General features: G+C 42.4%; 14 protein-coding genes and 1 other annotated feature. Of the genes, 13 read left to right on the forward strand and 1 reads right to left on the reverse strand.

What is annotated here, in order from left to right:
- Positions 1–8 precede the first annotated feature (8 nt).
- From hemL to ysxE, 3 genes are all read left to right on the forward strand, one after another.
- A complete protein-coding gene (hemL, locus tag NSS92_RS01825) occupies positions 9–1,301 on the forward strand; it encodes a glutamate-1-semialdehyde 2,1-aminomutase (RefSeq protein ID WP_058838326.1) in 1,293 nt (430 codons plus the stop codon).
- A 135-nt stretch (positions 1,302–1,436) separates the two neighbouring features.
- Positions 1,437–2,804, forward strand: a complete 1,368-nt coding sequence (locus NSS92_RS01830; RefSeq protein ID WP_340866800.1) for a LysM peptidoglycan-binding domain-containing protein — start codon at positions 1,437–1,439, stop codon at positions 2,802–2,804.
- A 37-nt stretch (positions 2,805–2,841) separates the two neighbouring features.
- Entirely contained in the window at positions 2,842–3,873 is a 1,032-nt protein-coding gene (gene ysxE / locus NSS92_RS01835; protein ID WP_267587191.1) for a spore coat protein YsxE, read from the forward strand.
- Between the two features lie 51 nt (positions 3,874–3,924).
- Here ysxE and NSS92_RS01840 read toward each other — a convergent pair whose 3' ends face one another.
- Entirely contained in the window at positions 3,925–4,113 is a 189-nt protein-coding gene (locus NSS92_RS01840) for a hypothetical protein (protein WP_003216497.1), read from the reverse strand.
- A 168-nt stretch (positions 4,114–4,281) separates the two neighbouring features.
- Positions 4,282–4,511: a binding site (T-box leader), on the forward strand.
- A 60-nt stretch (positions 4,512–4,571) separates the two neighbouring features.
- On the opposite strand from NSS92_RS01840, the gene NSS92_RS01845 reads away from it, so the two are divergent.
- The 10 genes from NSS92_RS01845 to minC all read left to right on the forward strand — a co-directional run bounded on the left by NSS92_RS01845 (position 4,572) and on the right by minC (position 15,395).
- A complete protein-coding gene (locus tag NSS92_RS01845) occupies positions 4,572–7,214 on the forward strand; it encodes a valine--tRNA ligase (RefSeq protein ID WP_025092445.1) in 2,643 nt (880 codons plus the stop codon).
- A gap of 65 nt (positions 7,215–7,279) precedes the next feature.
- Positions 7,280–8,584: a bifunctional folylpolyglutamate synthase/dihydrofolate synthase gene (locus tag NSS92_RS01850; RefSeq protein WP_340866801.1), complete on the forward strand. Its 1,305-nt coding sequence runs from the start codon at positions 7,280–7,282 to the stop codon at positions 8,582–8,584.
- 147 nt (positions 8,585–8,731) lie between these two features.
- The gene (locus NSS92_RS01855) at positions 8,732–9,463 is read left to right on the forward strand and encodes a prepilin peptidase (protein WP_340866802.1); all 732 of its coding nucleotides are present in this window, start codon (positions 8,732–8,734) and stop codon (positions 9,461–9,463) included.
- A 157-nt stretch (positions 9,464–9,620) separates the two neighbouring features.
- Positions 9,621–10,637, forward strand: a complete 1,017-nt coding sequence (locus NSS92_RS01860; RefSeq protein ID WP_267587195.1) for an SPOR domain-containing protein — start codon at positions 9,621–9,623, stop codon at positions 10,635–10,637.
- 177 nt (positions 10,638–10,814) lie between these two features.
- Complete coding sequence (locus tag NSS92_RS01865; RefSeq protein WP_340866803.1) at positions 10,815–11,384, forward strand: Maf family protein; 570 nt, start codon at positions 10,815–10,817, stop codon at positions 11,382–11,384.
- Positions 11,385–11,431: 47 nt separating this feature from the next.
- On the forward strand, positions 11,432–12,106 hold the full coding sequence (radC, locus tag NSS92_RS01870) for a RadC family protein (protein ID WP_267587548.1): 675 nt from the start codon (positions 11,432–11,434) through the stop codon (positions 12,104–12,106).
- Between the two features lie 89 nt (positions 12,107–12,195).
- On the forward strand, positions 12,196–13,215 hold the full coding sequence (locus NSS92_RS01875) for a rod shape-determining protein (protein WP_007501538.1): 1,020 nt from the start codon (positions 12,196–12,198) through the stop codon (positions 13,213–13,215).
- Positions 13,216–13,242: 27 nt separating this feature from the next.
- On the forward strand, positions 13,243–14,142 hold the full coding sequence (mreC, locus tag NSS92_RS01880; RefSeq protein ID WP_048239013.1) for a rod shape-determining protein MreC: 900 nt from the start codon (positions 13,243–13,245) through the stop codon (positions 14,140–14,142).
- Positions 14,139–14,657, forward strand: coding sequence for a rod shape-determining protein MreD (gene mreD, locus NSS92_RS01885; protein ID WP_061109422.1), 519 nt, complete (start codon positions 14,139–14,141; stop codon positions 14,655–14,657). Before mreC ends, mreD begins: the two co-directional genes overlap by 4 nt.
- Positions 14,658–14,711: 54 nt before the next feature.
- Complete coding sequence (gene minC, locus NSS92_RS01890; RefSeq protein WP_267587197.1) at positions 14,712–15,395, forward strand: septum site-determining protein MinC; 684 nt, start codon at positions 14,712–14,714, stop codon at positions 15,393–15,395.
- Positions 15,396–15,397 lie beyond the last annotated feature (2 nt).

Genomic DNA, 15,397 nt, shown 5'->3' on the forward strand with positions numbered 1-15,397 from the left:
ACGTTGAAATGGGACGTAGCTATGAAAAATCAAAGCAAGCATTTGAAGAAGCACAGCATTTAATGCCTGGTGGTGTCAACAGCCCTGTGCGTGCATTTAAATCAGTCAACACAGACCCGATTTTTATGGAACGAGGCAAAGGCGCTAAGATCTATGATATTGATGGAAATGAATACATCGATTATGTCTTATCATGGGGACCGCTTATTTTAGGACATACGAATGACCGTGTCGTTGAAAGCATTCAGCGAGTAGCGGAACATGGGACAAGCTTCGGTGCTTCTACGTTAGTTGAAAATGAATTAGCTAAACTTGTATCTGAACGGGTTCCTTCCATCGAAGTCATTCGTATGGTCAGCTCTGGTACAGAGGCGACGATGAGTGCACTTCGTCTAGCTCGCGGTTTTACAGGCAGAAATAAAATTGTGAAATTTGAAGGCTGCTATCATGGCCACGGTGATTCTTTGCTCATTAAAGCGGGTTCTGGAGTGGCGACGCTTGGACTGCCAGATAGTCCTGGTGTTCCTGAAGGGACTGCAAGCAACACAATCACAGTGCCGTACAATGATTTAGAAAGCATTCAAGTTGCTTTTCAAGAATTTGGAGACGATATCGCGGGTGTCATTGTAGAACCGGTTGCAGGAAATATGGGGGTTGTCCCTCCGCAAGAAGGTTTCTTGCAGGGACTGAGAGACATCACGGAGCAGTACGGATCATTACTCATTTTTGATGAGGTCATGACAGGCTTCCGTGTGGATTATCACTGCGCGCAAGGCTATTTTGGCATCACACCTGATCTGACGTGCCTTGGTAAAGTGATTGGAGGCGGTCTTCCGGTCGGTGCTTATGGTGGAAGAGCGGATATTATGAGACAAATTGCGCCAAGTGGTCCAATTTATCAAGCAGGAACGTTATCTGGTAACCCTCTTGCGATGACAGCAGGCTTAGAAACCCTAAAACAGCTGACACCTGAATCTTATGAAGAATTTAAACGAAAAGGTGACCGTTTAGAAGAAGGCATTTCGAAAGCGGCAAAAGCATACGGAATTCCATTAACATTTAACCGTGCGGGCTCCATGATCGGATTCTTCTTTACAAATGAAGAAGTGATCAATTATGACAAAGCGAAAACAGCTGATCTTGCTTTATTCGCTGAATTTTACAAGGAAATGGCCGATCACGGCATCTTCCTCCCGCCTTCTCAATTTGAAGGACTATTCCTGTCAACAGCTCATACAGATGAAGACATCGAATATACGATTGAGACAGTAGAAAAGGTTTTTCAAAAACTACGTCGATAAAACAAAAGCCGATATGGAGACATATCGGCTTTTTTGCATTGGAGAAAACCAATCATATTTTCACTTCCTCTCACATACAACTGTATTGACATCTAATTTTATTTTTTAAGGATTAGATGAAAGGAGGACACCGACTTGTCTCAAAACAATCGATTACAGTTTTCGGTAGAAGAATCCATTTATTTCAAAAGCGGACAGGAAGTCAGTGAGCTGCTGTCAATTTCTCTCGACCCTGACATTCTCGTTCAAGAAGTGAATGATTATGTTTCCATTAGAGGTTCACTCGAGCTAACAGGAGAATACAACATAAATCAAGAGGAGCTATTGGGTGAATTGAGTTCCTTTCCAACATACAGGGAAGCTGATGAGGTAAAGGTCAGAGAAGACGGAACGGCGGAGCTTCTGCATCAATTTCCAGTCGATATCACCATTCCGAAGAACAAAATTAGTCATTTAAATGATGTGTTTGTGTTTATTGATGCGTTTGATTACCAGCTGACAGAGAATCGTTTGCTCACCATTCAGGCTGATTTAGCCATTGAGGGCTTGTTAGACGAGGAAACGCCTGAAGCGCCTGTAGAGAAGCCGTATGAATTTGTCCATCGTCCTGAAGAGGATTATGGCGATATGACCTATGATTATCATTTGCAGCCGGAACAAGAAGAACATGAAGAGCTGCAAGGCGAAGAACGTGAGGATGATGAGAAGCAGCCTGTATTCCAACATGACACGCGCACCGAGCAAGAGGAACAGGCAGTACAGGAAGAACAAGAAGAAGAGGAAGAAGAAATTGAGATAGAGCTGGTGAGGGAAGAAGAGGAAGAAGAGGAAGAAGAGGAAGCAGAAATTGAGATAGAGCTAGTGCGGGAAGAAGAGGAAGCACCCGAAGAACCGGAAGAATTAGAAGAACATGAAGAGCCGGAACAGCCTAATAACCAAGAAGAAGCGGTGGCGTCTGGCTATCGATCCATTCCTGAAGCTCAGGTGCAGGAACCGCCATTTTTTGAACCGCCAAAGCTTTTAGAAGAAGAGGAGCGGGAAGAGCCGTTCTTTGAAGTGGAAGTGAGAAAGGATCCGGAAGCTGCTGAAGAGCAGGAAGAAACGGTACAGTCGTATCCGGCTTTTGAGTCACCTGCTGATCAAGTGGAGCCTGAGCAAGAAGCGCACGATGACGAATATCAGCTCGGGCGGTTATATGAACGGGAAGCACCTAAAATATATGAGTCAGCTCAAGAAGAAGAGGAGCTTGAAGAAGACGTAAGAGAAACGTCTGGCAGTGAGAACTCTCTTTATTTAACAAAGCTGTTCGCTAAGCAGGAGGAGGAAGATTTTTCCCGCATGAAAATATGTATAGTTCAGCAAGAAGATACGGTCGATCGTATTTGTGAGAGATATCAGTTGAATGTGCAGCAGCTTCTTCGCATGAACTCATTATCGATTGATGCGGAGCTTGAGGAAGGGCAGATTCTTTATATTCCTGAATATCAAAAAAGCAATGCATAGCAAGCGATGACTGACCGAGAAAATGTGGTGAGTAAACGTGGATGAAATCCAATCTGTCTTATACGAATACGGGCTTGAGGCTGAATATATTGAACCTGTCAGTCCTGCTGTCATCAAAGTATATACAAAGCAGGGGGTATTTGCCTTAAAAAGAGTAAAAGCCAGCCGGCATATGCAATTTACAGAACAAATGCTTGAACTGGAATCAAAGGGCTATCGCTCCTTTGTGCCGATTTATCGGACGAAGAGCGGTTCCTTTTTCTCAAGTCATCGGGAAAGCCAGTATGCATACTATCTTATGCCGTGGCTGACGAATGAAAAGAGAGAAGAGCAGGACGATAAGCATGAATATTTATTTCAAGAGATTGCGAGACTTCATAAGCGGACTGAAGTCATGATGGATATCACAGCGCAAGAGATAGAAGCGCATTACACACAAATCAAGACCAAATGGGAAACAGAGAAAGACATGTATGAACGATTCATAGAGCGGGCAGAACAAACGTGGTATATGTCGCCATTTGAGCTGGCCGCTGCTATGTATTTTTCAGAGGCGATGTCTGCCAGTGAATTTGCGCTTGAACGTTTAGAAGATTGGCATGAAGAAATGAAAGACAAAGAGACAACGCGTGTTGTGCTAAATCATGGGCAGCTATCGATCCATCACTTTTTGTATAATGATGTAGGGACAGGACATTTCACCAATTTCGAGCGGTCTAAAAAAGCCGCCCCCATTTATGATCTTCTGACCTTTTACTTTCGGACTTTCAAAACCTATCCCACGTCTTGTCCTGAATGCACTTCCTTGTTTTATACGTATCAAAAAGGAAACCCTCTTCGGGAGGAAGAACTGCATTTGTTCTTAAGCTACCTTGCTTATCCGCAAGGTCTGTTTGATACAGTAAAAGCCTATGAACCAGGCGGGCAGGATGAAATGGAAAGCTGCCAGCAGCTGTTAAGAGCGTATTGGCAGATGAAAAATTCTGAGCCGACCGTCATGAAGATTCACGAGATTGAGCAGGCTAGACGGCTTGAAGAAGAACAAAGTGCCTCGTCATCGGCGGAATGACGAGGTTATGCTGCGTTGGCTTTATATGGGCAGGTACATAAGCATGTGTTTTTAAAACCAATCAAGATGAAAGGCACAGGCGAGAAAAATAAGAATACCTAGAATGAGGACGTCAAATGTCGTAGGGAAAATGATCGTACGAAACCCTTGAAATATAGCAATCGGGAGAACGACTTGGGAAGCAACTGCCCGAATTTGTCTCAGCCAGGGGGGAAGTGTGTAAGGATTGATCTTCTTCAAATCAAACGCCCTCCTTCTTCATTTTGTTATTATCATATGGGCAAAAGGGCGAAGGGTGCCTGCCCAATTTGTATAAAGAAGAAGAAAAGCGGAAAAGATGATTGACGAAAACAAAAGGCATTTAGTAATATTAATAAAAGATGAGTATGTGCTGATGAACGTGATATATCGTAAGCGTGGATCAGGAAGAGTACGAGCAAGACCCTAAAGAGAGGGAAGCCAAGAGCTGAAAGGTTTCCTAGGATGTACTTGTTTGGAAGGTCGCCTGTGAGCTTAATTTCTTGAATGAACAAGTAGAGAAATTCGGGAGAACCCCGTTATCCTTTAGAGTGTATGGGACACGTTTATGTGTCTCGTGAAAAAAGGTGGTACCGCGAAAAAGCTTTTTCGTCCTTTTATAAGGATGGAAAGGCTTTTTTTTATGTTTCATCAGCCGAAAAAATGTGGAGGTTACACAAATGGGAACAAATAATCAAGAAATGCCAACAAAGTACGATCCAAATGCGATTGAAAAAGACCGCTATACGTACTGGCTTGAAGGGAAATTCTTCGAAGCACAAAATGACAAAACGAAAGATCCATATACAGTCGTCATTCCTCCACCAAACGTGACAGGAAAACTGCACCTTGGGCATGCATGGGATTCTACACTCCAAGACATCGTGACACGTATGAAACGGATGCAGGGCTATGACGTTCTTTGGCTTCCAGGTATGGACCATGCCGGTATTGCGACTCAAGCAAAAGTTGAGGCGAAGCTTCGCGAAGAAGGCGTAAGCCGGTATGATCTTGGCCGGGAGAAATTTGTAGAAGAAACGTGGAAGTGGAAAGAAGAATATGCAGATTTTATTCGCAGCCAGTGGGCGAAAATGGGCCTTGGCCTCGATTACTCCCGTGAACGTTTTACTTTAGATGAAGGTCTGAATAAAGCCGTTCGCCAAGTGTTTGTTCAATTGTATGAAAAAGGGCTTATTTATCGCGGAGAGTACATCATTAACTGGGATCCAGCAACGAAAACGGCACTTTCTGATATTGAAGTGATTTATAAGGATGTTCAAGGTGCGTTTTATCACTTGAGATATCCGCTTTCAGATGGAACAGGTTCAATTGAAATTGCGACAACAAGACCTGAAACTATGCTGGGGGATACAGCCGTAGCCGTACACCCTGATGACGAACGCTATCAGCATTTGATTGGAAAAACAGTGGTTTTACCAATTACAGGCCGTGAAATCCCAATCGTCGGTGATGACTATGTCGATATGGAGTTTGGTTCAGGTGCTGTGAAAATTACACCTGCTCATGACCCGAATGACTTTGAGCTTGGAAACCGCCATGGGTTAGAGCGTATTCTTGTCATGAATGAAGATGGCACAATGAATGCGAATGCCCTGCAATACAAAGGAATGGACCGCTTCGAATGCCGCAAACAGCTTGTGAAGGATTTACAAGAGGAAGGCATTTTGTTCAAAATTGAAGACCACATGCATTCAGTTGGTCATAGTGAGCGAAGTGGAGCTGTCGTTGAACCGTATTTATCGACACAATGGTTTGTGAAAATGCAGCCGCTGGCAGACGAAGCCATTCATCTGCAAAAAGGGGACGACCAAGTTCAATTTGTTCCAGACCGATTTGAGAAGACATATTTACATTGGATGGAAAATATCCGTGACTGGTGTATTTCTCGTCAGCTATGGTGGGGACACCGCATTCCGGCTTGGTATCATAAAGAAACAAAAGAAGTATACGTTGGACTTGAAGCACCAGAAGATATTGAGAACTGGGAACAGGATAACGATGTGCTTGATACATGGTTTAGTTCAGCGCTTTGGCCGTTTTCTACAATGGGCTGGCCAGATGCAGACAGTGAAGACTTCAAGCGCTACTATCCAACCAATCTGCTTGTCACAGGCTATGACATCATTTTCTTCTGGGTGTCCCGTATGATCTTCCAAGGTCTTGAATTCACAGGAGAAAAACCGTTCAAAGATGTCCTCATTCATGGGCTCATCCGCGACGAACAAGGACGTAAAATGAGTAAGTCGCTTGGCAACGGAATTGATCCAATGGAGGTCATCGACAAGTACGGTGCAGATTCATTAAGATATTTCTTAGCGACTGGAAGTTCACCAGGTCAGGATCTTCGCTTTAGCTTTGAAAAGGTTGAATCCACTTGGAACTTTGCGAACAAAATTTGGAACGCATCCCGTTTTGCTTTAATGAATATGGATGGTTTAACGTATGATGAGCTTGATTTATCAGGAGAAAAATCAGTTGCTGATCAATGGATTTTAACACGCTTAAATGAAACAATTGAAAGTGTCACACAGCTTGCTGACAAGTATGAATTCGGTGAAGTGGGCAGACATTTATACAACTTCATTTGGGATGATTTCTGTGATTGGTACATTGAAATGGCGAAACTTCCGCTTTATGGTGAAGACGAAGCGGCGAAGAAAACGACTCGTTCGATCCTTGCGTATGTATTAGATCAAACGATGAGACTTCTACATCCGTTTATGCCGTTCTTAACAGAAGAAATCTGGCAGCATCTACCGCATGAAGGTGAGTCCATTACTGTAGCGGCATGGCCTGAAGTGAAGCCGGAGCTTTCCAACGAACAAGCTTCTGCTGATATGAAGCTGCTTGTTGAACTCATTCGTTCTGTTCGTAACATTCGCAGTGAAGTGAACACGCCAATGAGCAAACAAGTTGAGCTTTACATTAAAGCATCTACGTCTGATGTTCAGGAACGTTTAGAGAAAAATCGTTCATATATTGAACGCTTCACGAACCCAAGTGTTCTTGAAATTGGCACAGATGTCCCAGCTAGTGATAAAGCGATGACGGCTGTCATTTCTGGAGCAGAACTCATTCTGCCGCTTGAAGGCTTAATCAACTTAGATGAAGAAATTGCTCGTCTGCAAAAAGAGCTTGATAAGTTGACAAAAGAAGTGGAACGAGTACAGAAAAAGCTTGGCAATGAAGGCTTTATGAAAAAAGCGCCTGAAAGTGTCGTAGAAGAAGAGCGTGCGAAAGAACGTGATTATGTCGCAAAACGCGAAGCTGTTCAAAAGCGTATTGAAGAGCTGAAAGCATAAGGTTAAAAAGACGGCTCCTAATGAAATGGAGTCGTCTTTTTTGAAAATTTCGTATGAAATGAGAGATGACATTGTTTACAACCTATCATGAAGCGATTGAGTGGATTCATAGCAGACTGGCCTTTGGCGTAAAACCGGGTCTTGAACGAATGAAATGGCTGATGAACAGACTAGGAAATCCGGAACAAAGCATAAAAGCAGTACATGTGGCAGGTACAAATGGTAAAGGATCAACCATTGCGTTTACGCGTTCTGTTTTACAGGCAGCCGGCTATTCAGTCGGAACTTTCACTTCCCCATTTATACTAACGTTTAATGAAAGAATCAGCGTGAACGGAGCGCCTATAGAGGATGAAGAATGGCTGAGTTTGGTGAATGAGATTAAGCCTTTTGTTGATGAATTAGATCAAACAGAGCTTGGCGCAGCAACAGAATTTGAAATCATTACAGCTTGTGCATTTACTTATTTTGCTCATGTACACCAAGTAGATTTTGTCCTCTTGGAAACAGGGCTTGGCGGAAGGCTTGATTCTACAAATATTGCTCTGCCTATCTTAACAGCGATTACGTCGATTGGTCATGATCATATGGCCATTTTAGGTGACACACTTGGACAAATTGCAGCTGAAAAAGCGGGCATTATCAAAGAGGGTATTCCGATGATCACGGCAGTTCACCAGCCTGAAGCTCTTGCTGTCATTCAAAACACAGCCAAAGAAAAGAATGCCGAATGTATTTCTTTACATGATACTTGTATCTTTGATGAGCAGCAGCCGACAGAAACAGGGGAACGTTTCACGTTACGCACATCAAGAGGGCAGTATCCGCAGCTTGAAACAGGATTAATTGGAACGCATCAAAGGCAAAATGCTTCCCTTGCTGTTTTACTCATTGAATGGCTGGAGCAAGAAGGCTATATTAGCGTGACAGAAGAGCAAATATATGAGGGCATTCGGCAGGCAGTTTGGGCTGGGAGATTTGAAAAGGTCAAAGATCAGCCTTCAGTGTATTTAGACGGCGCTCATAATGAAGAAGGGATCGACCGTTTAATTGAAACCGTACTAGCTCATTTTTCTAGTAAACAGGTGCATGTATGTTTTAGTGCTTTAAAAGATAAGCCGTACAAGCAAATGATTCAAAAGCTTGAAGCTGTAAGTTCTTCTATCCATTTTGTTTCATTTGATTTCCCAAGAGCCGAATCAGCTGAAAAGCTTTATGTATGCAGTCAGTTAGACGCAAAGTCGTATGATGATGACCCTCGTACAGTGCTTGAGTTCATTCAGAAAAAAAGTGATGATCCTTCAGCGGTGATTCTTGTGACAGGCTCTCTTTATTTTATTTCAGATATACGAAATCGTATGATCGGGTAACAAAAAAACGCAAATGGCTTCAATGCCTTTTGCGTTTTTTTGTTTTCATGTGCAGAAGGGAAGCAAAATCATATTTTTGCTATGTGCTCAATGAATAGGGTCATGGTAAAATCCGGTCTATCTTATTCTCGGAAGGAGCCGCGATATATGATTGGAATTTTTGTGTTTCTTGCAGGCATCATCATGGGATCGTTCTTTCATCTAGTTGGTGAAAGGCTGCCACTTAAGCGGTCTATTCTTTTTCCTCGTTCTCACTGCACAGTCTGTAAACAGCCGCTTTCCTTGCGCGAAATGATCCCGCTAGTTTCGTATGCATTATTGAGGGGGAATTGTAAACATTGCGGCACTCGGCTGTCTTTGCTATATCCAATGATAGAGCTGCTGTCAGGCAGTCTTTTTTTGCTCATGTATAGAATCGCTGGTGTTTCGTTTGAAGGCCTTTTTCTTGTGATTCTTTGTAGTTTATTTGTGATTGCTGTCGTGAGCGATCTCCTTTATATGAGGGTGCCAAACGAGCTGTTTCTCTTCTTTTTCCCTCTTTTCGTCATATACCGCACGCTTGAACCTCTTCTTATTTGGTGGGAAGGAGCGGCTTCGCTTCTTTTTTGCTTTCTCTTGTTTTATAGTTTAGATCGTTTCAAGCCAAATAGCATGGGCGGAGCTGATATCAAGCTGTTCGGAGTGCTTGCATTTTGCTTAGGATTCAAGCCATTCCTTCTCATTCTTTTCCTCTCGTGTATCGCTGGAATCGTCTATGCGAAGGTTTTTTCTTTTCGATTAGATGAGCCATTTCCTTTTGTTCCTGCGATCTCTTTTTCTTTTTGGCTGTATCTCTATGGAGCTCATGTCATGCTCCCGTTCGCCGGGTCGACCGGTTGAAAAAATTGGCGAACACTTTTTTTCTCTGCCGACAAAAGTCTTGTTCTTTTTTTTATCCGCTATGTTAAAGTGTGAAACAGAAAGAAGGACGGGTTACATTCGCGCTGATTCATTGGACAAAAAGGTCTTTCTTACAAACAATGTCAGAAAGCGGGGAATGACAGTGAAAAAAAGGCAGGCAAAAAAACAAGGGCTAAAAGTCAATATTAATGGCAAAGAAGAAATGCTTCATGAAGATGACCATCAGCCGCCAAAACGCCAAGAGGATGATCAAGTGACGTTTTCGAATTGGGAGGAAAAAAGGCAGTCAGAACAGGAGACAGCTGCTTCCGAGGAAGAACCGGCTAAACCGAAAGAAGAAGATTTCCAGTGGGATGACGCAGCTGATCATATTTATCATTCTGACCCAAAGGTCGTCACACCATATCAAAAGAAAAAAGGCTCCTTTGATCAGAAGTTCGGTAAAAACCGCGGTCCGTTTAAGAGAGTGATGACAACGATTGTGTTTGCAGTGGTTCTTGGGACAGGCCTTGGTGTGTTTGCACTTAGCTTAAGCCAAGATGGTACTCAGAATCCATCAGGGGGAGATATCAGCGTTTCAGCGTCCGGAAATCAATCATCGATGAAAGCGGGCGGGGATGCGCCGCCAGCAGATACTGCTGATGAATCAAAAGAGAACAAAGATGAAAAAAGCGCCTCTGGCAGTTTTTCAACATATGTCGTACAGGCTGGAAAGTTTTCCTCTGAAAAAGGAGCAGATGAATTAGTTGGCAGTTTAAAAGAAGCCGGATATGCGGGGAAAAAGGTCTCAATGGATGACGGCTATTATGTCATTGCTGGGCTTGCGACAGAACAGGGCATGACAAGTGCTGTTGGGAAGAAGCTGATTGATCAGCACTTTGAGGCGTGGGGAGGCAAGGAGCTCTCATTTCAAGTACCGGAGGAGCTGACTAGTTTAATAGAAAAGGCATCTGTATTATCCTCTAAAGTCATTGCAGGGGATGATGTGGATCAAAAGGACGTTACGCAGCTGATCTCTGAGCTTGAAAATGCCAAAACAATGGACGCACCAGCTAAAAGCAGTTTGCTGAAAGCGGTGCAGCTGTTAAATGAACCTACTGCTGAAAACGGGTGGAAATCTCAGCAGGCACTGCTTGATCAATTAAATACGTAAAATCATATTTTAAGAAACCAAACTAGTCAAAAAATGACTAGTTTTTTTCTTTTGCATCCAACATAATGATGAAGGAACATGAAAAATGAATTTTCGTAAATTGTCGGTAAGATGTACATTTGATAGGATGAATGGGTATCTTACTTCTTAGGCTAAACCCTGAAAGGATGAACAAACATGAACCAATTGATTCTCGCATCTCAATCACCTAGAAGAAAAGAATTGCTTGATCTAGCAGGGTTTTCTTATGACATTCAAGCAAGTCAATTAAAAGAAGAAATAAATCGAAACTTTTCTCCTGCAGAGAACGTCCAATGGTTGGCAGAACAAAAAGCAAATGATATTCAAACATTATATCCCGAAGCTGTGATCATTGGTGCAGATACGATTGTTGCAATTGATGGCAAATGTCTTGGGAAACCAAAAGACAAGGAAGAAGCGGCCTCAATGCTTCAATTATTGTCAGGAAAGACACATCAAGTCTTGACGGGTGTCACAATTCAGTCAGAGAATAGAAAAGAAACATTTTATGAACAGACAGAAGTGACATTTTGGACCCTTACGCAAAATGAAATAGACCGCTATATCGAAACGGGAGAACCGCTTGATAAAGCGGGGAGCTATGGCATTCAAGGGAGAGGCGCACTGTTTGTTCAAAAAATAGATGGTGATTATTTTTCCGTTGTAGGTCTCCCTATTGCCAAAACAGTTAGAGTGCTCGAAACATTTGGAATCACCCCTTTTTGATGACAGGAAGGAATCTAAAAGGAGTGGGCATCATGAACGATTTCCCAATGTTGCTAAAGCATTTTCCTCAAGATGAAAAGCCGAGAGAACGATTTATGAAATATGGTCCCGGCAGTATGTCAAACCATGAACTTGTTGCGATTCTTTTAAGGACAGGCACAAAAAAGGAATCAGTTCTCCAAATTTCCGCAAGACTTCTGCAAACATTTGGCGGTCTTCGCTCTGTAAGAGAAGCCTCAATTGAAGAAATGTCGAAGATTCGAGGAGTTGGAAAGGCGAAGGCGATCGCTCTTTTAGCTGCTTTAGAACTCGGCACTAGATTACACCATCAAACGACGGACAACCGCTATGTGATCCGCACACCAGAGGATGGGGCAAACTATGTGATGGAAGATATGAGGTTTTTACAACAGGAGAATTTCGTATGTCTATACCTCAATACAAAGAATCAGGTTCTTCATAAACATACTGTGTTTATTGGAAGTTTGAACTCATCCATCGTTCACCCGCGTGAAATTTTCAAAGAGGCCTTTAAACGGTCCGCTGCTTCATTTATATGTGTGCACAACCATCCATCTGGAGATCCGACGCCCAGCAGGGAAGATATTGAAGTCACACAGCGACTTTTTGAATGTGGAAAGCTGATTGGAATACAGCTGCTTGATCATCTTGTCATAGGTGATCAAAAATTTGTGAGTTTGAAGGAAAAAGGATATTTGTAACACTTTTTTTTTCAATGTTTTACGATATAATAGAGTTTATGAGTTTTTCCCTAAGGGAATTTTGGTTTAAGAAAGGAAGATACATACATATGTTTGGAATTGGTACAAAAGACCTTGGAATAGATCTTGGAACAGCGAATACGCTTGTTTTTATTAAAGGAAAAGGCATTGTTGTGAGAGAACCTTCGGTCGTAGCCTTGGAAACTGATACGAAGTCTATAGTGGCAGTCGGAAATGATGCTAGAAACATGATTGGCCGTACACCTGGTAATGTTGTGGCATTACGCCCAATGAAAGACGGAGTCATTGCAGATTACGAGACGACAGCAACAATGATGAAATATTACATTAATCAAGCATTAAAAGGCAAAGGGCTTTTTGCTCGTAAACCTTACGTTATGGTATGTGTACCATCTGGTATTACAGCTGTAGAAGAGCGTGCAGTTATTGATGCAACAAGGCAAGCTGGTGCACGTGACGCATACCCGATTGAAGAGCCATTTGCTGCGGCAATCGGTGCTAACCTGCCTGTATGGGAGCCAACAGGAAGTATGGTTGTGGACATTGGCGGCGGTACAACAGAGGTAGCGATTATTTCTCTTGGCGGCATTGTGACATCACAATCAATCCGCGTGGCAGGAGATGAAATGGATGATGCGATCAGCAGCTACATCCGTAAAACGTATAACCTAATGATCGGTGATCGTACGTCAGAAGCGATTAAAATGGAAATTGGTTCTGCGCAGCCTGATGTACATGATGAGATGGACATTCGCGGACGAGACCTTTTAACAGGTCTGCCAAAAACAATCTCTATTACGGCAGAAGAGATTGCAAAAGCGCTTCGCGATACGGTGGAAACAATTGTCGATGCAGTGAAAATGACTCTTGAAAAAACCCCGCCTGAGCTGGCAGCAGATATTATGGACCGCGGAATTGTTTTAACAGGAGGCGGTGCATTGCTTCGTAATCTTGACAAAGTCATTAGTGATGAAACGAAAATGCCAGTCATTATTGCAGAAGACCCGCTTGACTGTGTGGCAATCGGAACAGGGAAAGCACTAGAACATATTCATTTGTTCAAAGGAAAATCAAAAGATAATCGATAATCGGGCGTAATTAAAGAGGTGTAAGACATGCCGCAGTTTTTTATGAATAAAAGATTAATGTTGCTCCTTGTCTGTGTCATCGTACTGGTGGCCATGATTGGTTTTTCAGTGAAAAGCGGCAGAGGTGCTTCATGGCCGGAAAAATTAGTGGGGGATACGACAGGCTTTTTTCAAGGTGTCTTTCATAAACCATCACAATTTATTGCCGGTATTTATGGGAACGTACAAGATTTAAAGAACACATATGATGAAAACGAGCGTCTTCGAAAAAAACTTGATGGACAAACCCAATATGAGGCGAAACTTCAAGAACTAGAAGATGAGAACAAAAAGCTTCGCAAGCAGCTCGGCTATGTGAACTCTATTCGTGACTACACGCCAATTCTCTCAACTGTTATCGCAAGAAACCCATCTCTTTGGGATAGCTTTGTAATGATTGATAAAGGGAAAAAACAAGGCGTTGACAAAGATATGGCGGTCACAAATGAAAGTGGTGCATTAATTGGGAAAATTGAAAGTGATAAGCTCAACAATTTTACTTCGACTGTAAGGTTGCTAAGCTCTACTGACCAAAATAATAGAATTTCAACGAAAATTTTTGCGAAAAAGGGCAAAGAAGAACTCAACGGAATCATTAACGGTTATGACAGCAAGAAAAAAATGCTGACTATGAATATTCTAAAATCCGATGCAGATGGGGATGTCAAAAAAGGAGATCTTGTTGAAACATCTGGAGCAGGGGGCGTATTCCCGCAAGGCTTGACGATTGGTAAGGTGAGTGAAATTGAGCCAGACCATTACGGCCTGACAAAGATCATTTACGTAGAACCAGCGGCTGAACTCAACAATTTAGACCGCGTGATTGTGGTGAATCGCAGCACAAGTACGGCAGATGCATCTGAATTGACGAAGGAGGAAGGCTCGTGAAACGTGTCCTTCTTGCTTTCGTCATGTTGTTTATCTTCGTATTTGACAGCATTTTTGTTGATTTAGTGAAGCTCCCATTTGTTTCAGAGAATCAAATTTTAGCTCCTCATTTCATTTTACTCGCACTTGTTTTTATGACTGCTTTTGTGAATCAAAAATACGGTGTGATTTACGGATTTATCTTTGGACTTTTATATGATATTTCATATACAGGCATACTTGGTGTTCATATGTTTGGCTTTGGGGCGCTTTGCTATTTGCTAGCAAAAGCCTTTAAAGTTCTGCAAACGAATATGTTAGTCGTCGTCTTTCTGTCGATTATTGCTGTTTCCGTGATGGAGTTTTATGTATACGGCGTTCAAGCGACAATTCAACCAGGGATTATGCCGTTTAATACGTATGTCATCGAACGCTTTATTCCAACGATTCTTTTAAATACTGCTGCGTCTCTCATACTTGTTGTGCCGCTAAGGCTCTTTTTCACCCATGTGAAACAAGAACTGATCGACGAATAAAAGCAGGAGTTTGTCCAATTACGGAGAAATGAGTATGTTGTTGAGGTGAGCATCTTGAAAACTCAAAAACAGCAATATGTGACGATAAAAGGTACAAAAAACGGATTAACATTACAGTTAAATGATGACTGTTCGTTTGATGACCTTCTTTCTGGCTTGCGTGAGGTTCTATTACTTGAGCAATATACAGATGGAAGAGAAGGACATAAGGTCAATGTGCATATTAAGCTTGGTTTTCGTTATTTAACAGAGGATCAGAAGACACGTTTGACCGAAGCGGTGTCTGAAAATGAACATCTCGTTATCCACTCAATTGAAAGTGACGTCATGTCAACTGAAGAGGCGAGACGATTAAAAGCAGAGGCCGAAATTACTTCTGTAGCAAAAATTGTACGCTCTGGACAGGTGCTGTATGTCGAAGGAGATCTTTTATTAATAGGAGATGTCAATCCTGGCGGAACGATTCGCGCAGGGGGGAATATTTTTGTGCTTGGCGCATTAAAAGGTGTGGCGCATGCTGGATGTAATGGCAACAAACAGGCTGTTATTGCGGCATCACATATGATTCCAACACAGCTTCGCATCGCACAAGTTTTTAACCGTGCACCAGACCAAAAAGAAGATGGAAATGAAATGGAATGTGCTTATTTAGATATAGATGGCAATATGATCATTGAACGCCTGCAGCAATTGGCTCATATAAGACCTAATCTGACAAGGCTTGAGGGAGGAATGTGAAA

It is taken from the genome of Bacillus sp. FSL M8-0166 (assembly GCF_038008825.1).
GTDB classification, from domain to species: domain Bacteria; phylum Bacillota; class Bacilli; order Bacillales; family Bacillaceae; genus Bacillus; species Bacillus safensis.